At 43.7% G+C, this 21,360-nt stretch carries 17 protein-coding genes; all 17 read right to left on the bottom strand.

Features of this window, described 5'->3' with window-relative positions; translation table 11 throughout:
• Nucleotides 1-55: 55 nt before the first annotated feature.
• The 17 genes from ACH50O_RS00985 to ACH50O_RS00905 all read right to left on the bottom strand — a co-directional run bounded on the left by ACH50O_RS00985 (nucleotide 56) and on the right by ACH50O_RS00905 (nucleotide 21,227).
• Entirely contained in the window at nucleotides 56-1,150 is a 1,095-nt protein-coding gene (locus tag ACH50O_RS00985; RefSeq protein WP_446810206.1) for a glycosyltransferase family 4 protein, read from the bottom strand.
• A complete protein-coding gene (locus tag ACH50O_RS00980) occupies nucleotides 1,137-2,345 on the bottom strand; it encodes a TIGR04063 family PEP-CTERM/XrtA system glycosyltransferase (RefSeq protein ID WP_446810205.1) in 1,209 nt (402 codons plus the stop codon). Before ACH50O_RS00980 ends, ACH50O_RS00985 begins: the two co-directional genes overlap by 14 nt.
• 69 nt (nucleotides 2,346-2,414) lie before the next feature.
• Nucleotides 2,415-3,497 carry a nucleotidyltransferase domain-containing protein gene (locus tag ACH50O_RS00975; protein WP_446810204.1) on the bottom strand — a complete coding sequence of 361 codons (1,083 nt, stop codon included), beginning with the start codon at nucleotides 3,495-3,497 and terminating at the stop codon, nucleotides 2,415-2,417.
• On the bottom strand, nucleotides 3,494-4,411 hold the full coding sequence (locus ACH50O_RS00970) for an HprK-related kinase A (protein ID WP_446810203.1): 918 nt from the start codon (nucleotides 4,409-4,411) through the stop codon (nucleotides 3,494-3,496). Before ACH50O_RS00970 ends, ACH50O_RS00975 begins: the two co-directional genes overlap by 4 nt.
• Before the next feature lie 277 nt (nucleotides 4,412-4,688).
• Nucleotides 4,689-5,462, bottom strand: coding sequence for a hypothetical protein (locus tag ACH50O_RS00965; RefSeq protein ID WP_446810202.1), 774 nt, complete (start codon nucleotides 5,460-5,462; stop codon nucleotides 4,689-4,691).
• 160 nt (nucleotides 5,463-5,622) lie between these two features.
• A complete protein-coding gene (locus tag ACH50O_RS00960) occupies nucleotides 5,623-7,512 on the bottom strand; it encodes an XrtA/PEP-CTERM system amidotransferase (protein ID WP_446810201.1) in 1,890 nt (629 codons plus the stop codon).
• A 20-nt stretch (nucleotides 7,513-7,532) separates the two neighbouring features.
• Complete coding sequence (locus tag ACH50O_RS00955; protein ID WP_446810200.1) at nucleotides 7,533-8,669, bottom strand: TIGR03088 family PEP-CTERM/XrtA system glycosyltransferase; 1,137 nt, start codon at nucleotides 8,667-8,669, stop codon at nucleotides 7,533-7,535.
• Nucleotides 8,669-9,874 (bottom strand): TIGR03087 family PEP-CTERM/XrtA system glycosyltransferase, encoded by a 1,206-nt coding sequence (locus ACH50O_RS00950; protein ID WP_446810199.1) that lies wholly within the window; start codon nucleotides 9,872-9,874, stop codon nucleotides 8,669-8,671. Before ACH50O_RS00950 ends, ACH50O_RS00955 begins: the two co-directional genes overlap by 1 nt.
• Nucleotides 9,874-10,893: a FemAB family XrtA/PEP-CTERM system-associated protein gene (locus ACH50O_RS00945; RefSeq protein WP_446810198.1), complete on the bottom strand. Its 1,020-nt coding sequence runs from the start codon at nucleotides 10,891-10,893 to the stop codon at nucleotides 9,874-9,876. Before ACH50O_RS00945 ends, ACH50O_RS00950 begins: the two co-directional genes overlap by 1 nt.
• 6 nt (nucleotides 10,894-10,899) lie before the next feature.
• On the bottom strand, nucleotides 10,900-11,763 hold the full coding sequence (locus tag ACH50O_RS00940; protein WP_446810197.1) for an XrtA system polysaccharide deacetylase: 864 nt from the start codon (nucleotides 11,761-11,763) through the stop codon (nucleotides 10,900-10,902).
• 8 nt (nucleotides 11,764-11,771) lie between these two features.
• The gene (gene wecB, locus ACH50O_RS00935) at nucleotides 11,772-12,899 is read right to left on the bottom strand and encodes a non-hydrolyzing UDP-N-acetylglucosamine 2-epimerase (protein WP_446810196.1); all 1,128 of its coding nucleotides are present in this window, start codon (nucleotides 12,897-12,899) and stop codon (nucleotides 11,772-11,774) included.
• Nucleotides 12,900-12,903: 4 nt separating this feature from the next.
• A complete protein-coding gene (locus ACH50O_RS00930; RefSeq protein ID WP_446810195.1) occupies nucleotides 12,904-13,935 on the bottom strand; it encodes an XrtA/PEP-CTERM system-associated ATPase in 1,032 nt (343 codons plus the stop codon).
• Nucleotides 13,936-13,946: 11 nt separating this feature from the next.
• Complete coding sequence (locus tag ACH50O_RS00925) at nucleotides 13,947-15,542, bottom strand: TIGR03016 family PEP-CTERM system-associated outer membrane protein (protein WP_446810194.1); 1,596 nt, start codon at nucleotides 15,540-15,542, stop codon at nucleotides 13,947-13,949.
• Nucleotides 15,543-15,606: 64 nt separating this feature from the next.
• Nucleotides 15,607-16,509 carry an XrtA-associated tyrosine autokinase gene (locus ACH50O_RS00920; protein ID WP_446810193.1) on the bottom strand — a complete coding sequence of 301 codons (903 nt, stop codon included), beginning with the start codon at nucleotides 16,507-16,509 and terminating at the stop codon, nucleotides 15,607-15,609.
• 23 nt (nucleotides 16,510-16,532) lie between these two features.
• Entirely contained in the window at nucleotides 16,533-18,080 is a 1,548-nt protein-coding gene (locus tag ACH50O_RS00915) for an XrtA system polysaccharide chain length determinant (protein WP_446810192.1), read from the bottom strand.
• A gap of 75 nt (nucleotides 18,081-18,155) precedes the next feature.
• Nucleotides 18,156-18,812: a polysaccharide biosynthesis/export family protein gene (locus ACH50O_RS00910; RefSeq protein ID WP_446810191.1), complete on the bottom strand. Its 657-nt coding sequence runs from the start codon at nucleotides 18,810-18,812 to the stop codon at nucleotides 18,156-18,158.
• Between the two features lie 18 nt (nucleotides 18,813-18,830).
• Nucleotides 18,831-21,227, bottom strand: coding sequence for a tetratricopeptide repeat protein (locus ACH50O_RS00905; RefSeq protein WP_446810190.1), 2,397 nt, complete (start codon nucleotides 21,225-21,227; stop codon nucleotides 18,831-18,833).
• Nucleotides 21,228-21,360 lie beyond the last annotated feature (133 nt).

Below are 21,360 nucleotides of genomic sequence, written 5' to 3'. Positions count from 1 at the left end.
GCCTCATGAAGTGGAAACAGAATGGAAGAGCAAAACCATGTATAACAAGCCATTATCACTTCGCCACCTTACTATAGAGGTTTAGCCATTGATATTTAACGTTTTTCCAATCGTAGTTTTCTACCTGCGCGATACCGTTTAATACCAGTTTTTGGTACAAAAGAGGATTGTCGATTAATTGCTCAACTTTGGCGGCCATCATTTCCGGATTGTTAACTTCAACCAGCAACGCCGTCTCATTGTCGGCAACAATATACGGAATTCCACCGACATTGGTTGTCACTACCGGCAAACCGTTAGCTAGCGCTTCTAAAACCGAATTTGGCATATTATCCACAGTAGTGGGATTTAACATGATATCGACATCCTGATACAGAAGGGCAATTTGTTCAGGTGTCAGCTTTCCCGTGAACTCGACATTTTCCGTGAGACCCAAACCTTCTACTTGTCCCACTAAGACACTTTGCAACGGTCCACTACCAGCAATGAATACTTTGATTTTTGGAAAACGCCGCTTCAGAATAGCCACAGCATCAATAGCTGTTTCTATTCCATAAATTTTTTCTAGATTGCGCGTAATAACTAGCTTGGGCAAGTCGAAATCTGCCACCCCGGTTCGTTGTTTGAACTTAAACTTATGCAAATCGACAATATTGGGAATGACTTGCGCCGTAAAACCAAATTTATCAAAAACGTGCGCTAAAAAACCTGAAGGGACAATGATTGCGGACGTTTTTCTTAAAGTAGGAGCCACCCATTTCATTGAAGTGCGAAAATACTGCTCGGCTTCCCCTCCTCGATAATTAACGATAACCGGCACGTTTTTTAGCCAGCCTATCCACACCGCGGGGGCGGCGTACAACTGCCATGACCAACCTGAATTTGCCATTATGTGCAAGCAATCGACATGACTCGCTTGTTTCCAAAGCGCGATCAAATAAGGAATAAGCCGAAAAATGGCCCTTAGTCCTTTAATATTTGTAGCCCATTTAACCGGATAATCAGCGTTTGTCTGAATTAGCGTAACTGCAATCCCTTCGGTTACGAGTAAGGAATTAAGTTGTTTCGTTTGATTAGCCATTCCGCCAAACGGCGGCGGCAATGGCCCAATCAACCCAACATGCAATTGGGAATTATCAACTTGCGGCATAGCACTTTGCATAAAGGTCCGAATATCTTTCTACACTTCGTTGCCAATTACGCTCTTCTTCAACGTAACGTCTACCCGCAAGCTTTATTTGCTCCCAACGCTCTTTTTCGCTTAATACCGCCAATACGGTTTCCGCCAAAGCAGTTTTATCTCCCGCCTTGAACAAATAGCCAGTTTCACGGTTACGAATCAGTTCATGATGCCCACCAACATCGGATGCCACCAACAAACGCCCCTGAGCCATCGCTTCAAGCGGTTTCAAAGGTGTCACCAAATCGGTTAAACGCATAGCCAATCTGGGATAAACAAAAATATCCACCAAATTGTAATATCGCTGTACATCTTGATGAGGAACCCGTCCAGGCAAAACCACCCAGTCTTGCAAACCCAGTTCATTAATTTTTCGATTGATTTGCTCTTGTTGCGGCCCGCCTCCGACCAGCAATAAACGAACATTCGGCTGCTGTTGGATAATGGTCGGCAAGGCGTCCAACAATAACAACAAACCCTCATAAGCGTAAAAAGACCCGATAAAACCAAGCACAACCTTGTCAGTTAACCCCAATGAGCCAACTAAACCGGGATCGGCACCCTCGCCATAAGTAAATTTATCTATATCAACCGCATTGGGAATAACCGTAATTTTTTCAGCCGCGACACCACGCCCGATGATGTCGTTCCGCAATCCTTCGCAGATCGTGGTGACGGCACTGGCATGCTTGAAAACGTAAGTTTCCAGAGATTTTGTTAAGCGATAACGTAAACTGCCTTCTTGAGTAGTGCCATGATCGACCGCTGCGTCCTCCCAAAAAGCCCGGCATTCGTAGACTAACGGTAGCCCGTATTTTTTAGCCATTCTTAACGCCGCAAATCCATTCAGTGCCGGAGAATGAGCGTGCAAAATATCCGGTTTAATCTGCGGAATGATTTCATCTAGTCTTTGAGTTAATGACTGCACGACCGCCCATTGATTAAGAACCGGTAAATTTGCAACCCAACTCTGCGATTGCGCGGATCGATAAAACGTCAATCCATCGACAATTTCTACATTGGAAGATGTGAGATGATGCTTGGCAGAGGTAACGTGAAAAGTCTCCCAACCCATTTTTCGTTGCTGTTCAAGAATGGCGCGGGTGCGAAATGTGTATCCGCTATGTAGCGGAATTGAATGATCCAGAATATGTAATATTTTCATGTCGAAACAAGTTCAGTGTATTTTTTCCCCGCCTGATAGAGCTGCCACTGTCGACACGACTTTCACAGGTTAATGCTGTTCTTTACCAATTAGCCTCATCCAAGCCTTCCTCGACAAGTGCGGGATCAGCAGATACAAAGGCATTTTTAGCCAATGCGCACGCAGATACAACAGCCATCGCGCAAAACCAGACCAACGATCATTACAACTGGGATGGATCGGCATCAATGCCCGCATAAACAAAAAATCCATCATCGCCAGAAAGCTTGGGTTAGTGGGCGCCGCTTTATTCATTTTTTCCAATAGCTCACTGGCCCCAGGCGTAAGTAGTATTTTAGACGAGTAACGTAAGGCGTAAAGTACAGGCTGCTGTAATCCTAATTGTATGGCTCTGTCTATCAGCTTATGCCGATCATGACCAAGCGCCCGAATTAATGCGTCCAAATCTACCAGATCGCGCAAACCATGCTCAAATTCACCGTCATAAAACAAGTGCGTGGCGCTATGAATCACTTGATCACAAGGATCCAAAACTTCTAACCCCTCATACCCCAATACTGGCTCGGTATTCGCAATTAACAAATTGGCGTTAGGACAATCGGCGCATGTAATGGGTAATATATTGTGATGTAAATCAATCACACTACCTCGAGTCATATGCTTAAGCGGCGGAACTTCATGCATCCAGCGGCGATAGTAGCGTTGGTCGTAAGCAGTTTGATTAACACCAACCCACCCATTCAACATTAGTTGTTTTTCAGTTATCGGAATTTTATCAATTGGCACCAGAAGATCGATATCGGAAAAAATACGTCCTTTAGCCGCCAAACTTCTCAATATTGCATAAGCAGCGCCCTTTAAAAAAATCAAAGGGAAATCAAGCTGTTTTGCAACTTTTTTGAGATTCCTGGCTTCCCAAAAAAGATCGTTAAGCTGTTTGTCCGAATGGACTTTAGCGGACTGTAAATGGCGTATTATCGATAGCGATAAATTTGCCAGCATTCCTTGCTCTTCAACCAGATAATACAATTTAGCCAATAACATAGTACTTCGTGCTTGCCTAATCAGTAAATCCCACTGTTTCAGAGAAAGATTGGCGATAGCTAGCTGCTTGTTTAATACCCGTACCAGCAACGGTAATTCATAAGTCATAGCTTTGGCTTCAAGGCGTTAAATATTTGAACTGCCTCGTCCAGCTGGCTATAGCAAAGCTGATAGCAATCTGCCGAATCTATAACATCGCGTAGAACATTAAAGCCAGACGCACCTAAGCGGCTATAGTTAAAAGAGTTATCCGCAATATCAATAAAAGCTCGCGCTTTGCTTTTGGAAACAAATTCGGTTTCGGCGCCCTCCTCGTACTTAGGAAAAATAACCCACGCTACGGGGCAAGAAAGAAACTGTTTTTGCACACTCGATCCAGGAGGCTTGGCGTGACAAACAGTTCCCTTGGATGTATCGGTCGATAGCGGCCCAAACACTACGTCAGGATAGCGCTCGGCAATAATATCTATAGATTGATTTTTTAAACTTACCGGACGCGGGAAAGGTAAAACCAATCCTGCATGTAGATCGATCAAAGTTAACTCATCGGACAGCAACCGCCAACCTTCTTGAATTAAACTAGCGGTGAGGGTGCTCTTACCGGATCCAGGTGGTGCCGGTAATATCGCAGCGTAGCCACCTTTTTCAATAACGGCGGCATGGATAATCAAATGCGTATTGATTTGACTAGAAACGCACCAATTCATTCCCCACTCGATAAGAGCTGGGGCATGCTGATATGGAAGCGAGTTGAAAGGCGCATAGCCGTCAAAAAAAAACTGGGCCTGCTTAAAACAAAATTTTCTGGATAAACTTGGGGAGTCTACGGAAATATGAAAATCTAAGAACTGGTCATCTGCATCAAGCACCACTTCATAATCAGCATAAAGAACATACAAACTTTCCGATATACTTGAAAAATGACTCTTTATACGAAAGGAAAATGGGCCCAATCTTAAATCTAGACCACTAATCTGTAATTTTCTTTGTATTTCGGGAAAAGGCAGACTGGCTAATATCACTCGATTAATATTTCAATTAAGTCTTTTTTTTGTAGATCACTTAATAAATCTCTCACATAACTAGCCGCGCCAGTAAATCCTAACTCGGGAAAAATCGTCATAACGTCGTCAACTGAGTTCGAAAAACTATATGGCTTTATAAAAAAAGATCTAAGTAAGGAAACTGGCACCCCTGAAACAAGGTGAGTATCTCCTGTATTACCACTATATATTACTGCCTCGCCCTGCCAATCCTGTAGCAAAACTTCTCCAACGGTGTGCCAAGAATCACACGCAATCATGCGGTAAAAATATAGTTTAAAAAGTCCACGCATTGTTGTGCTGTCCAGACTCCCGAACCAAGATCACATGAAGTATTAGAAGATACTGCAGCATACACTTTTTTACAATCGGCCACACTCAAAGGAAAATCGACATAAGATGGATCAGAATCTTCTTCTTTTTTCTTAGCACTTAACAAAGCGGCAAGACAAAGACTTTCATTTGACGTCAAGCTATTATGTAATTTTGTCCATAGCGCGCTACTGTCCGTACCATAAGCGAATGCGGAATTCATAAAGCACTTTCGACTCGTTTGATCCATATTATCTTCCCGAATGCGATTTGGTGTAGACGCGCTTACGGGTGTCCAACTCGGCCTGTAACTCTGGTTAACCCTATAACATTTATATGTTCTGCTACCAGACGACGTTCTAACTGTAATCGTGCCATCATCCTGACCTGGAGCACAGCTTTTCGGCCACTTATCGGCTCCATAGCCAGTTAACCCACAATTATCGTGCCAAAACTTAGGCGTGCATTGCGAAAACCCGCACGATCCAGTTTGCGTAACACCAGAAACCGCACCATTTCCCTTCACATGTAAAGATGTAAAACCGGAGACCTGACAATCAACTTTGGTCCCAGAGCCCCATGCGGGACGATTTGCTAAAGTCATTATAACCGGTGCCACCACGCCGACCTTAGTAAAGGTTCTTCTTGTTTTATCAATTAGTTGCGCGCCCGATACCTGTTCGTGTTGCTCAGGCAATTTGCTATTTTCTTCACTCATTTTGACTCGCCTTTAATTAAACTTTGAAATGGCTCACACTCTAGCAAAACACTCAGTCTCTGTCTATTGCACACTAGTACAGTTCAAATGTTTTTGTAAAAAATAACACACGCTCAAAAATGACCTATCGGCAAGAAATAGTCATTCTCTGACAAAGTGATCAATTGTGATTATTTCGAATGAAGGCTTCAAACATCAATAACGACCAAATTGACGCACTATAGTCACGCAACCCAGATTGGTGCTGAGTAACCAAATGGCGTAAAAAATCCTCATCAAACCAACCGGTCTCTCGTAAAGTATTCCCAAGCAGCGCTTGCTTAACGCGTTGCTTCAAGGGACCTCTAAACCAACTGCTCAATGGTACCGCAAACCCCATTTTCGGCCGATACAAAATATCGTTCGGCAAATAAGACTCCAACGCTTTTTTGAAGAGGTATTTACCTTCACGACCATGCAATTTTAAATCGGGTGGCAAGGTCGCCATCCATTCCACCAGTTTGTGATCCAGTAAGGGCACCCGCACTTCTAAGGCGTGCGCCATACTGGCCCGGTCGACTTTGGTTAAAATATCACCCGCCAAATAGGTTTTCAAATCCAGGTATTGCACCATTGACAATGGATGATCCGGCGCTTGTTCGCTATAACGACGGAATACCTCAATGGCTTGGTATCCCTGCAACTCCCTTTTCAAACTATCGCTAAATAACTGACTACGCATACCATTGGAGAGTAACGATACACTGTGAAAATATCCCGCCATAGAATCGCGCCCAATCGATTCCAGCGTGGTTTTAGCCCTGAATACCTTGGGCGCCCAATCCAACTTGGGATAAACCCGACCTAAAGTCGAGAACAACGGCACCCGCAAAGTATCCGGCAGTAATGCTCTCATCCTCTCTTCATAGGTATGCCAGCGGTAACGACGATAACCGGCTAGGCTTTCATCGCCACCGTCGCCGGACAACACCACGGTTACCTGCTTCTTGGCCAGTTCACAAACCCTATAAGTCGGCAGCGCCGAACTATCGGCGTAAGGCTCATCGTAAAGTCCGGAAAGCTGATCGATCAAACTGAAATCGTCGGGATCGACTTGCTCGACACGGTGCGCCGTATGGTAGCGTTCGGCAACCTGGGCGGCAAATTGCGATTCGTTAAACTTGGGATCGCCGAAGGAAATAGAACAAGTGTTGACGGGCTCTTTGGACAATCCAGCCATCAATGCCACCACACCACTGGAATCGACGCCGCCGGATAGGAACGCACCCAGCGGCACATCGGCGACCATCCGAATTTTCACGGCCTCGCGCAAACGCTCTATTAACTCCTCCCCGGCTTCGACAGCACTTCCGCCAGAAGCCGGTTGAAACTTAACGTCCCAATATTGTTTAGGGCGAAAACCGCTCTGTCCACGCTTGATCGTCAGACAATATCCGGGCTCAAGCTTATAAACGCCTCGGTAAATGGTCTTGGGATCGGGAATATAACCAAAACCGAAGTAGTCTTCTATCGCAGTGGGGTCAACGTCTTTAGGCAATAGTGGATGCTGTTTTAAGGCTTTCAGTTCGGAACCGAAAATGAATTGCCCGTTGCTTAACTCAGCATAAAACAGCGGTTTCACACCCAGCCTATCCCTAGCCAAAAATAAGGTCTGCCTTGGCCGGTCCCAAATTGCAAACGCAAACATGCCGCGCAGTCGCTCGACGCAAGACTCGCCCCAAGCCTGCCAGGCATAAAGAATCACTTCGGTATCGCAATGGGTTCTAAAGCTATATCCCAACGCTTCCAACTCTTCGCGCAATTCCGGAAAATTGTAGACTTCGCCGTTATAAGTCAGTACCACATCACCGTCCTGACTGTGCATCGGCTGTTGACCGCTGGACAAATCGATGATGGACAAACGCCGGTGTCCAAAACCCAAACCGGGTTCGGTATGTAGCCCTCCTTCGTCGGGCCCGCGGTGGAATTGTGACTCGTTCATCCGCGACAACAGATTGCGGTCTATTTCACTAGCACCTGTAATATCGAAAATACCGACTATGCCGCACATATGAGTTCTCTCTGGATCATTTACTGCTTGTCATAAACTCGCCGATAGCGATCCACCATGCTATCGATTGAAAATTCCGACTGAACCCGCCGAAGCGAGGCCTCACCGAGTTGCCTCCGTTTCTCGTTATCGGCAACTAAATCTCGCATCGCCAACGACAAACCCTCAATATCTTCTTTTTCTACCAAACAACCGGTCTGCCCGTCCAACACCAACTCAGGGTTACCGCCAACGCGGGTAGCGATAACCGGCAGACCGCTCGCCATGGCTTCTAATATAGTATTGGAAATACCTTCTGCCTTGGACGGCAACACAAAAATATCCAGGCTACGCAAAATTTCCGGAATATCGTTACGCTCGCCGGGCAACCAAGCTTTATCCGACAGATTAGCAGCGTTCAACAACTCAATGGCATTGGTACGCAATGGTCCGTCACCTATCAAAAACAAACGAGCAGTCAGGGCAAATTCCGCCGAAGTTTCGCAAGCATCGATAAATGCCCTGACCAAAGTCAGTTGGTCCTTAACCCCGTGCATACGTCCGACAGCACCAATCACTAACTTTTGAGTCAAATTCAATAAGCAGTCTTCCGGAACCCCTCTATCTTCCCTGCGAGGATAAAAGATTCTGGTGTCAACACCATTACAAATACGGGTGATTTTTTTGGCCGGGATACCTACCCGCGTCAGTAAATACTCTTGCAAATGCTGCGAAAGGGGAATAAAGCGATGGATTAGCAAGCCTAAAGCCCGCCGCAGCCATTGATATTTGACATTGCTACCGTCCGGATCGAACACATCCCAGCCATGCTCGCCATGCACCCTGTAAGGCACGCCCGCAAACAACGCACAAACTTGATATTCGATAGCGGCCAAATTACGAGTATGCACTATCGCCGGCTGCCATTGTTTCAGCAAGCGATACACTTTATAGAACGATGCCCAATCTTGCCCAGGACGCTTATGTAATTGATGGACAATTACATCTTGCCGTCGGATACGCTGACTGAATTCGGTACTATCAGTCAAACAAATAATAGCGTGCCGATAACGGCCTTCCGACAGATTATTGATAATATTGACCAAACCGTTCTCTAACCCACCAATGCCCAATCGGTAAATTATATGGACGATTAGCGGCGGCAACTGCCCGGACATTATGCTGCCTCACCGCTCAACAACCGAGACAAACGTTGGCCGTTTTGCTTCCAACTGAAATCACTTTCGACATAACGACGATTAACCAAGGCAGGTTTGACCGGCTGCGATAGCAGTTGCAACACATGATCGGCAAATCCTTCCGCTTCATCAGCCACCGCCAGTTGCAAATCCGCATTACCGGGAATTCCTTCTATTGCGGCCGTGGTAGCGACTATAGCTTTAGCCATCGCCATGGCTTCCAGTACTTTATTTTGAATGCCTCGAGCGATTCGCAACGGTGCGACGACAACATTGGCGTGAGCAATAAAAGGCCTGACATCGTCAACTCGACCGGTAACGATGACCGACGCATCGTTTTCCGCTAGTTGCAACACTTCTCTGGCCGGTTTGGAGCCTACTATGTAAAATTTCACGTCTGGCCGACGGTTACTAATGATTGGCAATACTTGTTCGGCAAACCATTTAACAGCATCAACGTTCGCCCAATAATCCATCGCACCGGTGAACACAATAGCCGCCTGCTCGACCGAAAATGGCCTGACCCAAGACAAGTCAGGATCGAATCTATTAATATCTACGCCATTATTGACGAAACCGATCTTGCCGGCCGACGCGGGCGCCAATGTTTTGAACAACCCTGCTTCTTGTTCAGATACGAATATCGTGGCATCGGCTCGTGCGGCGATACGTTGCTCATAGGCCAACAGTTTTTCCGCTTCGCGCCGGTAAATCCAATTGGCGGGCCAAGTTTTACTTTGCGCATATTGCCGCCATTTGTCGGAATCGACATCCACAAAATCGGCCACCCAATGCAAATGGGTATATTTCTCGACGTACTGTGCCATCGGCGATGAAAAAATCATCACCCGCTGGATATCCTGTTCGACGATAGTTTTATCCACCCATTCCCGCAACTCACGATTACGGTAATACGGCAAACTTAAGGCCTCCCCGCTGAGTAAACCTTGCAGACTCTTAATTTTGCCGAGCTTGGGATTTAAATCGATGCAGCGGACATCCTGGCAGAACAACTTTAAGATAGCTATATGCTGACGATCATCCGGGTCGTCGATAAAGGTTCCGAGAAATATTTGATATTCCTCTGCTAAGGCCTGCAAAAAATGAAAGGAACGAATCTTATCGCCTTTGTTGGGCGGATAGGGAATACGATGAACCAAATAGAGTAGTTTGGGCTTTGCCATCAGCCCAAATCCTTGGCAAGCCAAGGGCCCACCAGCTGACTAATCGGTAACGGCAGACGTTTCCAGGCAGCAATAAACAAGCGGTATTTGGGATTGAGCGGATTGATCTCCGGAATCTGCTTAGCCTTGACCAAATCAACTTCGTAATACAACGGTTCCGGTTCAAAGCCCCAATGTTTTTTAAAGCGATACGAGCCGGTGCCGATTTTACTGCGACCATAATCGAAAATCTTGCAGCCCTTTTCCACCGCGCGCCGCATCACTTCCCAATACATGAAATCGTTAGCTTTCAAATCGCGGGCCGCATCGGTACCGCCGCCGTAATACGGCAAAACTTCGTCTTTGAAATAAAAACTCATCACGCTGGCAACCAATTGGCCTTCGTGCTCTATCGTCAGAACTTCGCAAGTTTCGCCAAAAACATCCTGCAAAATTTGAAAATATTTTTTCGGAAACACAGGGGTTCCCAGGTTTCGGACGCTTTCAGAATACGCCCGATATAAACGCTCAACATTCTGATCGATGACACTGGTCAAACCGGCTTTGATGCCTGCTCTCACCATGGCGCGTTGCTTGCGCGGAATGGCATTCAGATTTTTTTCGACATCGGGATCCAGCTCTTTTCTAAATGTGACATACAACTCTTTGTGCGGCCAGTCGGGATGACGCTGTTTCTGATTCCTCATTTCCAGGCTGTCCACGCCCAATTCTCTGGCCAGTTTTTGGGCTTGGGCTTGCAATTCGGCAAAAGCCTCGTCGTTACTGGCGATAATTCCGCCGTAGACACAAAATGCATTTGAAACTAAAGAATTTCCGAACAACAAGCTTTTGACATGGGTTAACGGCAAGATACCGGTAATTTCGCAATCGTGCTCGGAGTAGTAATAGTAAGTATTGTGCCCAAAAGCCTTCTTGATCACCTGCTGCCAAGCAGACAAATGAAAAAAACTGCCCTCGGCCGTAGCCATGACATAGTGATCCCAACGTTCGCTATGGGCTGGCTCAAGTAATTTGATCATGTCTAACTAGGATGGTTGGTTTGTCTGTTTGGATAAAAACACGTTGCGCATGGTATCCCAAGCAAAATCGGTTAGTAAGCTGTTAAGACGATTTTGCATTCGATTTAAATTCAGATAATGTCTGAATTGTGTTTTGAAAGACAGATCATGCTGCCGCGGTTGCTCGGGATCGATTTCCCAAGGGTGAAAATAAAAAATTCCGGACTGTTTTTCGTGATCGTTGAGATAACGGTATGCCCATTTCGAAAACTGATACGGATACAACCGAAAAAAACCGCCGCCACCGCAAGGAATATTACGATCCAGAACGTTCAATGTCGTAATGGGTATTTCCAAAAGTTTCGGTGCATTTTCGGGCCTATAGGCAAAGCGCGGAGCCCCCGGCATACCGTACAAATCATGCTTGACCGGATAAATACTGGAGCTGTACTGAAAGCCTTCGTCTTCCAAAACCTCCAGCGCCCAAAGATTTTTGGCGCCGATCGAATAACTGGCCGCCCGATACCCAACAACAGCTTGGCCTCCTATATCTTCAAGAATCTTCCTGCTGATTATGAGATCCTGCCGAAACTGTTCGGGCGTTTGTTCTGTTACCCTTATATGTTGATAACCGTGAGAAGCAAGTTCATGCCCTTCATCCACTATCCGCCGCACCAGCTGCGGATAACGTTCTGCCACCCAGCCCAAGGTAAAAAAAGTCGCCTTTACTTGATGCTGCTCGAACATATCTAAAATTTTATTCGTGTTTTGTTCGACCCTGTGCGGAAGGGCTTCCCACTGCTCACGCTTTATATTCGACTCAAAGGCCGAGACCTGAAAATAGTCTTCGACATCTACGGTCATGGCATTGATTGGTGTTTGCGAACTCATGCCGATACTCAACCGGCCAACTGATAACGTCTAACGATTTCATCGACGATACGCTCCGCGGCCTTACCATCCCAATATTCCGGAACCCGACCACTTTTGCCCCCAGTATCTAAAATATCATCGACGCATTGCATAATTTTGACAGGCTCGGTGCCGACTACCGTATTAGTGCCCTCATTGACAGTAATAGGTCTTTCCGTATTTTCCCTTAACGTCACACAAGGCACCCCTAATGCCGTAGTTTCTTCCTGCAGTCCTCCGGAATCGGTCAACACCAAACGTGCCGACTGCATCAAACCCAGCATTTCCAGGTACGCAACCGGAGGCAACATAATGACTTTCTGTTCCGGCAACACACCCAATAAGCCGGCTTCAGCGATTTTTTGTTGCGTCCTGGGGTGAACCGGAAATATCACCGGCAGTTTTTCGCTGATATCGCCCACCACTCGAACCAAGCGCGTTAACGTTTCTAGATCGTCGACATTGGAAGGTCTATGCAGAGTCAACAAAGCATAGGCTTTTTCCGAAACAATCTGTTTTGCGCCGTATTTCTGCAAAGTTTCTTGCACGGACAAGGCTTGCTTACAGTTAGCAAGCAAGGTATCGATCATGACATTACCGGTAAAGCATATCCGTTGCTCGGAAATCCCTTCTTTCACCAAATTATTAGCGGCATCGCGTTCGGTAGTGAACAACAGATCGGATAGCTGATCGGTCAATATCCGGTTAATCTCTTCCGGCATCTCCCGATCATAACTTCTCAAGCCGGCTTCAACATGAATCAGAGGGATATTTTTTTTGACTGCGACCAAACCACACGCAATTGTAGAATTGACATCGCCAACCACCAGAACGGCAAATGGCTTAATTTCATCCAAGACCGGCTCAAACCGTAACATGACATTGGCAGTCTGCACGGCATGGCTACCTGAGCCTACACCTAAATCTCTATCCGGCTCGGGAATCCCCAGCTGTTGAAAGAAGGTATCTTTCATGGCCTGATCATAATGCTGGCCGGTATGCACCAGATAGGGGGTAACCATATGTTTAACGGCTTGTAATTGCCGTATAATCGGCGCCATTTTCATAAAATTAGGCCGCGCACCTACCACACAAACCAAAACTTTGGGAGACATGTCGTTAATCCAAGGAGGGAGTTTCGCTGTAAACCGCATCCATATCCAGCTGCAGCAAAATGGCTTTTCTTAGCAAAGCTTTTTCCTTATTCATGCTATTCCGAAGATTACTGACAACATCTTCTAGCCTAGCCATTCGTTGCTCAAGAGAGTCGGCTTCCGCAACGCTGTAATGATGCAAAGCCAATGTTGAACCTCCAATCTCCTCCTCAACGGACTCCAGTAACATCTCTTCCTTTACTTCAACAATAACCTTAGTTACGGCCTGCTCATCAAGCAAGGTTAATTCTTCCAAATAACCAAACAATAACAGACGATCACACAAGGAATTTATTCGCCGTGGAATACCGCCGCTAAACTCGTGAATTGCTTCAAAAACACTTGAAGTAAACTCGGGAGTTCCGGACCAACCCGCTGTCTGTAATCTAAAAAGTATGTATTCCTTAGTCTCTTCCAAGTCGAGCGGGTCTAATTGAAATGTCGAGACAATCCTTTGTTTGAGTTGCTCCATATCAGCAGAATAAATGGTGCGCTTCAACTCAGTCTGTCCCACTAAAAACACTTGAAAAACTGGATTACCGTTAACATCCAAATTAGTCAACATCCGCAGTTCTTCCAGTGACTGCTTCGGCAAATTTTGTGCTTCGTCCACAATTAATAATAAGCGACGACCTTCTCTAGCCTTTTCAACAATAAACTTTTCAAAGCCCGACAACAAACTGGCCTTATCCGTAAGTGAAAATGTAAATCCAAAAGTTGAGGCAGCCATTCTTAGAGTATCTTCCGGGCCAACCTGCGAAGTCATCATCACGCCGATTAACAGTTTCTCCTTATTCAGATTCTTGATCAAACTCTTGACCAACATGGTTTTGCCGGTACCAGGAGAACCAATGACCAACACAAACCCTTCCCCTTGGGTCAAGCCGTAATGCATATAAGCCAGCGCGCGCTTATGTACTGAACTCTGGAAAAAAAAATCAGGATCGGCACTAAGTTGAAAAGGTTTTTGAGTAAGGTTATAAAATCCGTCGTACATGTTTTGGCCGATTAGAATCGCACGTTAAAATTGGCTGTTGCTCTATTTTCAACGTAGCCACTAAATTGAGCAGAATCAGACGTTAGATTAATATGGCGCAATTCAAGCCCAGTATTCATTAACAAAGGTCGTCCGAGATTGATGGGAATAGAACGGTTGACACCTAAAGCAACATCGTACCTAGTGTTACTAGATAGACTGCCCTCGGTATGCATCCATGATGGTTGTAAATAAAAGTTTAATCTAGGCTCATATTGCCACTGCCAGCCACCCGAAACACCATACGATAGATCTTCGCCAGTGCGTTTACCATAAGTACGACGCTCATTAAACATGGACGCGTTATAACTACTTTTGCCAGTTTGAAAACTAAAAGTGAGATTACCACGCTTTCTAATAATAACGTCATCTACCAAATCAAATGGATTAAAAACAAGTTGGGAGTTATTATAATTAGGACCTTTGATCAGATTTCCTGAAGAATCAATCGATAGAAAACCTTGCGTAAACAGATCTTGAGTGTTTGCGACCTGAGTAAAGTTTCCTGACGAATCTCTTAGAAAAAAACCCTGCTGTGTCAACAATTGCTGTAGGGTGGTCGTTTCCTGAGAATAATTAAATCCAATCGAAGCCTGTTTGAAAACATAATTGAAATTGGCATCCCAAGAACTACCAGTATTCAACCCTACAGATTTATCATTATATGTAACCGTAGAACTTAAATTTGCTGACGGGTTAAAACGCATAGTTACGTGTTTGTTATTACCATAACCTGCTTCGAGAGAATACCAACGACTAGGACTCCACTGTCCTCCCAAAGTATAGAAAAATCCATTTTTAACACTATTTGACAGCGTTTGATAATCGTTATTAGAATAGCCAGCCTGCCCAAACACATTAAACTTACGGTTAATATAATAACGCGCATCCCCCTGATATTGTTCAAAACGAACATCTTGACCGGAAGCCCTGTTCTGATGTTGAGAAGAGTAATTTACCCCCCAACTAACCCTACTAAAAGCACTACCACTAGACAATCTAGCTTGTCTAGTATAAGTCTCCGAATCGGAAATTAAATTAAAGCCTCCATTTTGGATTATTTTACTTAATTCAGGCGAAATCGTCGAACCATTCGTATTATCAAAAGAGGATTTATTATAGCCAACTTTAAATAACCCATTCGCATATTGGCCAAAATTTGGTGTCCAATAGGGGGAAACACTAAAAGTTTTAACCTCAGTTCGTCCACCATTCCCGGAAATATTATCAGTCGCAACATTGCTACTAAGATTCTGCTGGCTTATTGAACTACTGGTTTCTAAATAAAGCTTATTCTTAACAGCCTGATACAATGAGTTCATATTAAGCTGATGATTTATATCAACAGCATCCGCACCCCCAGCATTATAAAGACCTTGCAACCGATAATTTAGGTTAAACGTACTCCACGTTGACGAACCATATAGCGATAAGCCTGGATCAACCTCACTAACAAAACCACTTTTTTTATTATCTTGCGAAAGTGTCAAATTATCTGAGAACACTTCTCTTGCAGATAAATTTGGGGTTAGGCGCCAATCCAGCGCAAAACATGAAACCGAATACATACACGCGCCAACACTTCCAATAAGAAACAGCAGGCTTAAACGCCAATGTCGCAGCGCTATACAATCACAAATGCCCATATTTCCCATAGCTATAGTTATGACCGTATATGTCAATCTCTTTTCTTGTTTTATTTAAAAGTGTCATAACGACATCGCAATTACTAAGTTTCGCTACTGATTCGTTCACTACGCTTTGCGGAGTTGTCTCAGCTGCGATAACTAACACCACTTGCCCAACAAGTTCAGCTAGAATTTGAGCCTGAGTAGCAACAAGCAATGGCGGCGAATCAAAAATTACAATCCGATCCTTATAACGTCTACTGACCTCCTCCGCAAACAGATACATCCTTTGACTCGACAATAACTCAGTAGAATATTTATGCCGCTTACCTGCGGTTATTAAACTCAGGTTTGGAAGATCTGTTTTTAACAAAATATCAGAAAATGTAACCTTATCATCCTCCAGATATTCTATTAATCCCCTAGGGCTATTTATTCCCAATTGCTTTGAGATGCTTGGTTTCTCGACATCAGCGTCTATTAACAACACGCTTTTATCTCTTTCATTAGCAATGCTTAAGGCCAAATTGATCGAAACAAATGTTTTGCCTTCGCCCGGCAAACTACTACAGATAAGAATTAAATTAGATCGATTAATACCATTATTCTCAGATCCTTGTATATTATTTACCAACGGCCTTTTGATGACCCTAAACTCCTCGGCTAGTTGCGACTTCGCGTTATTATTGTCTATAAAACCATTTTCCGCCAAACTACGCCAATTTATAATAACTTGCTGCTCTGATGAAAGTAAGGAGGCTGTATTTCTTACATCAACGGCACCGGAAACACTTGACGAAGATTCAGAAACACTATCTCTATCCTTAATAGATATACTATTCCCGGTACTTTCAACAACCAACCCTTGGCTTCCTGCCTTTTTTAGCGCATTTTCAATGATGCTCATATGCTTAATCCTGTTTAATACCTTTATTTAAGCATCTCAAATATCATAATGCCGATATAGCCACTTATCAAAATAAGAAACGTTGATATTAACAGCCAATCCACGCTATTAGTCTGACTAATACCTTGCGATGTGAGAGAAACACTACCTAAGGATGGCAAGCCTGTAACAATCCTTACCTGTCTAGCAGACATGAAGACAGGACGAATAAAATACACTAAAAATGCCACACCAAATCCCAATACAACCCCAGCCAAAAGCGCAAACGAATAAAATAACTTTCTATTAGGGAAACTAGGTTTATTAGGCTTGCTTGGAGGGTCCGCAATTTTAAATTTTAGCCTAGAGGTCTGATCATCCACCCGTTCAGTAATGTGCGCCTGTTCGCGCCTATCTAACAGTTCAGAATATTTTCCACTAATAGTTTCGTAATCCCGATTTAGATTTTTCATTTCAGTTTCGATAGTTAACCTCTCATTTAAACCTTCTTCGAGCTTTGCTATTCTGTTTCGGATAGACTCTACCAACGTCTCACTAGACGCAACTTCTGCCTGAGCATTATCAAACCCCATTTTTAACGCCTGAACATAAGGATTCGACATTTTATCAGCACCTATATTCTCGGAAGCCACCATCCCTGAACCTACATCTTCGTCCACTTTATCGGATTTAGCCCCATTTTCTTGATTTTTTAACGTCGCTATTAATTTATCGATTTCAATGATTTCCGGATGACGCTCGGTGTATTTAAGCAACAACTCTGTTCTTTTATCTTTTAACGATTCAATTCTTGCATTATCTGCAGACACCTCCTGAGTAGAAGTTGGCAATCCCCAGTCTTCGTCAGATTCTTGTATTTCGGCAACTTGCTCAGCTAATACATTGCGCCTGGAAATGGCTTGCTGTAGCGCCGTGTTAGCATCCAAATATTGTTCCTTCATTTTCTGCAAGCTTTGAAACTGATCGGAATCATTCAACAAATCTAGATTTGCGCGTTTGAATTCTTCTTTTGCTTTTTCTGCATCTTGTAACCTAATTTCGTATTCACGTATTTGCTGCTCTATGAACCTCTGGGCATCACTGGCATCGGCCAAAGCTTTGCCTTCCGTTTGTTCAGAAAAGACTGTCAAAACCGCCTGCACCACACTTTTAGCGACATCGGGGTCCTGCGACGTATAAGCAATATCGAATATATCACCCCTACCACCAGCTATGGTTATATCTTTCTTCAACTTTTCGATTAACTCCGAGCTAGAACTGGTATTATCCTGAGATCGACTAAGCTGTGATAATTCAATAATTTTTTCCAGATTAGGCCTTGTAAACATAAGCTGTTGTATGATCCTAATTAGAGCTGATATATCTGGCTCTATTACCATTCCCCGCATTAATGGCCTAATCACGGTCGCAGAATCTATATGCACTTTTGCCTTTGACTCATATTTATCAGGCATCATAAAGATGTAAGACCACGCCCCCATGCAAACAACTAAAGCAAAAACAACCGCGAGGCGCTTGTATTTAAGAGTACCTTTTAAATAAAAATAGACTTCAGAAAGATCTTGCTGCATATTAACAGACCATCGTTTTCAAACTACAATTAACAATCACACCGACCCGGACAACCTTCAATCTTTTGCTAAACTTTAAAAGTAAGCGTCAGGAATAATTAAAATATCACCGGGCATCATCAAAACATTTGCAGATAAATCTGTATCGTCAATTAAATCATCAATCCTAACACCAAAGGGCTTCAACTCACCATTAACATCCCTTATGACACTTGCTCTGTTGCCATCAGCATACTGATTAAGACCAATTTGAATAATAACATCTAATAGAGTCATCCCCCGTTCGTATGGAATAGACTTACCTTGATATCGCCCCGCTCCCCCTACTGCTCCACCACTACCGCCACTACCGCCGCCGATTCTACCAATAACCCTGATTTGCTGGGTACTAATTCCTTTAAAACCACCCACCATAACCACTACCTGAGGGCTTTTAATATAAGTTGATAAGACCTTTTCGATATCACGAGCCAATTGGAATGGCGTCTTGCCACTCGCAAGCAATTCCTCAACCAACGGTACTGTTATCTTTCCATCAGGCCGCACAGGCGCGGAAGTTGACAATTCTGGATTCCCCCAGACAAATATGTTCACACTATCCCCTGGCCCAATTTGATAGGTGTAATCAGCGGCCTGCTGTATATCTTCCAAAAGCGGCTGCGAACACCCCATTAGGTTCAGTACAAACAACAAAACACAATGGCTTAACAATTTTCTATTAAATATCGACATAATCATATTCTAAGTAGTTTACTTACCAGAAGAAGCCTCTAATTCTTTAAGAATTTTCTCCGCATTATCTTTGCCTGAAAATTGTCTCTTTTGTTTATCCGAGAGGCTAATAGCTTGCTTAAGCTCCGTGATTGCCGTAGCTCTGTTACCCGTATTAAAGTGAGCAACACCTAAATGGTATCTAAACTCTGGCAACTTAGGTTCTTTTAGGACCAGAGACTCTAATATTTTCAAGCCTTCCGCTGTGCTACCCGTTTTAATCAAGCCCCAAGCATAAGTGTCTTGGAAGTATGGGTTCTCCGATTCTTTAAACCTAACCGCCAACTTCATACCTTGCTCAATATCGCCAGACTCTATTAGGAGAGATGCAAGATTATTTGCCGCTAAATTCGCTTCAGGATTCTTAGCCAGCAATTGCTCATAAACTTTTCTAGCTTTTTCACCTTCGTTTGTTTGTTCGTATAAACCAGCCAACGCTGTTAACAACTGTGGATCGTCCTTGTTAACCTCCAAGGCTCGAAGAAAAACATTCTTAGCAGCCCCCACATCTTTGTTCATGATAGTCTCTATTCGAGCCTTGGCAAGGTACAATGATATGGCTTTTGGTGTTCGCTTTAGCTGATCGGCTAACAACTTATTCGTTTTAACGACGTCCTTATCAGCCATATAAAGATCACTTAATACGCCAACAGAGTTTAGGTCGTCAGGATATTTAAAGTGATGATTTTCCAAAAAAGATATTGCCGCCTCTCTATGCTTCAGAGCCTCGTACGACTCCACAAGGCTTATCATGGATTTTAAATGATTAGGAAATTGCTGCAGTATTTTTTCGTATAACGCAATAGCCTCTGGATATTTCCCTCTTCCCTTTAAAATATTAGCCTGCAAATATACAGGCACAGCCTTTTCTTTTGAAAACAACGCCAAACGCTGCACAACTTGCTGAGCATCATCCCATTTTTTTTCCGAAATATCCAACTCAGCTTTACTTGTAAGAAATAAAGCTTGGTTAGGCATTTTTGCGAGTGCTCTTTCTAGCAATTGTCTAGCGGTTTCTTTTTGCCCAGCAGCTATATATCCACCGTATATGTAGTCAAACGCAGTTAAATTTGCCGGATTTGCTTCCAGGGCCTGCTTGAAGCTCTTATCGGCCTGCTTTCGATCTTGTTTTATTAGGTACGCCTGACCTAACAATGAATAAACGTCATCAATATTGGTTTTCCCCCAAACAAGCCTATTGAGAAGCTCAATTGACTCATCCGTTTTATTTTTCACCAAAAACAATCTTGCCTTTAGTAAATTAGCCTGGATAAACTCAGAGTTTGCATTAAGAATTTCGTTAATAGAATTTTCAGCTTCATCATATTGTTTATCGGCCAAGGCGATTTCAGCAAGAATAGTTCTTGCTGTTAAACCGGCATTACTCTCCTTTTCGATATCGATAACCTGCTGTAGCCCTTTTTTTGCCTCCGGTACATATCCAGCACCAAGCATCCATCTCGCCAATTCCAATATAATCTTAGATTGCCCTTGATGGCGACTGAGCATGGACTGGTATTCATCTACGACTCGGTTCTTTTCTTTCGCATTGAAAAACTCTATCAATACAATTTCCGGCTCTAGCTTATCATCCGACTTCTCGACAACCTCTCTTAACAAGGCTTCAGCAGCATCCAACTTATCTGTCATTGAATAAATTGAAGCCAAGCTTAGCTTAAAGTTATTTACATATGGATATAAGCGAATGAGCTCTTTATACCCTTCCTCAGTCTTATCGACATTATCCCGTCCATTAAGTTTGATTTTAAACAACCTAAGAGGCAAATTTTTATTGTCTTTTTCAAGCGCCTTGTCGATTAATGCCAATGCTTGGTCTACTTCATTTTTTTCATAATGCAGTTGCGCCTTAATCGATAGGGCATCAATATTATCCGGCACACTTTTTAAGATTGAATCGACAATCTCTTCTGCTTGATCTCGCTTTTCTTGCTTAAGATAGACGGAAGCTTTTATCGCCTGCGCGTCGGTGTTACCCTCGTCCAATGTCAAAATCGAATCCGCTTCAGCCAACGCTTTATCTGACTCTCCAAACAGGATATCCAGCTTACCTAGCTTTAATCTGGCTTGAAGCATGGCAGGGTCCAATTCCAGAGTCCTAATTAGATTTTGCCTCATTGACTTGAAATTGTTATTTTTTTCATCTAAAAGCGCCATAAAATAGTAAACTTCCGGGTTTTTATCGCTACTCTGATTCGACGTTTTTAATTCTAGCAGGGCTTTATCAAACTCGCCTTTTTCAAAAAAATCCTTACCCTTTTGCAAATGACTCTGAGCGACTTCTTCGGGAGAACTACAAGCCATCATCAATAAAAAACTACAGACAACCCCTGCTATTCCGTTCCAACTTATTTTCATTTGACCCACAACCACCCAAATCACCTCAAGAATAAATTCTTACCATTTAATTAAATTAATTATCCGATCAAAAAATCCTAAATCAACTATTACTTGCAATAACAAGCTTTAGGAACAAAAAACCAATAAATTG

It is taken from the genome of Methylomonas sp. 2BW1-5-20, assembly GCF_052474515.1.
Note: the sequence above shows the minus strand (reverse complement) of the source record. Positions and strands in the feature narration are given on the sequence as shown.

Bases quoted from the DNA above. Each gene is read 5' to 3' on its own strand.
- ACH50O_RS00955 (WP_446810200.1), bottom strand. From the start codon at position 8,669: ATGTCCGGGCAGTTGCCGCCGCTAATCGTCCATATAATTTACCGATTG.
- ACH50O_RS00920 (WP_446810193.1), bottom strand. From the start codon at position 16,509: ATGAGCATCATTGAAAATGCGCTAAAAAAGGCAGGAAGCCAAGGGTTG.
- ACH50O_RS00905 (WP_446810190.1), bottom strand. From the start codon at position 21,227: ATGAAAATAAGTTGGAACGGAATAGCAGGGGTTGTCTGTAGTTTTTTA.
- ACH50O_RS00950 (WP_446810199.1), bottom strand. From the start codon at position 9,874: ATGGCAAAGCCCAAACTACTCTATTTGGTTCATCGTATTCCCTATCCG.
- ACH50O_RS00960 (WP_446810201.1), bottom strand. From the start codon at position 7,512: ATGTGCGGCATAGTCGGTATTTTCGATATTACAGGTGCTAGTGAAATA.
- ACH50O_RS00975 (WP_446810204.1), bottom strand. From the start codon at position 3,497: ATGACTTATGAATTACCGTTGCTGGTACGGGTATTAAACAAGCAGCTA.
- ACH50O_RS00965 (WP_446810202.1), bottom strand. From the start codon at position 5,462: ATGAGTGAAGAAAATAGCAAATTGCCTGAGCAACACGAACAGGTATCG.
- ACH50O_RS00940 (WP_446810197.1), bottom strand. From the start codon at position 11,763: ATGAGTTCGCAAACACCAATCAATGCCATGACCGTAGATGTCGAAGAC.
- ACH50O_RS00910 (WP_446810191.1), bottom strand. From the start codon at position 18,812: ATGTCGATATTTAATAGAAAATTGTTAAGCCATTGTGTTTTGTTGTTT.
- wecB (WP_446810196.1), bottom strand. From the start codon at position 12,899: ATGTCTCCCAAAGTTTTGGTTTGTGTGGTAGGTGCGCGGCCTAATTTT.
- ACH50O_RS00985 (WP_446810206.1), bottom strand. From the start codon at position 1,150: ATGCCGCAAGTTGATAATTCCCAATTGCATGTTGGGTTGATTGGGCCA.
- ACH50O_RS00945 (WP_446810198.1), bottom strand. From the start codon at position 10,893: ATGATCAAATTACTTGAGCCAGCCCATAGCGAACGTTGGGATCACTAT.
- ACH50O_RS00980 (WP_446810205.1), bottom strand. From the start codon at position 2,345: ATGAAAATATTACATATTCTGGATCATTCAATTCCGCTACATAGCGGA.
- ACH50O_RS00925 (WP_446810194.1), bottom strand. From the start codon at position 15,542: ATGTATTCGGTTTCATGTTTTGCGCTGGATTGGCGCCTAACCCCAAAT.
- ACH50O_RS00930 (WP_446810195.1), bottom strand. From the start codon at position 13,935: ATGTACGACGGATTTTATAACCTTACTCAAAAACCTTTTCAACTTAGT.
- ACH50O_RS00915 (WP_446810192.1), bottom strand. From the start codon at position 18,080: ATGCAGCAAGATCTTTCTGAAGTCTATTTTTATTTAAAAGGTACTCTT.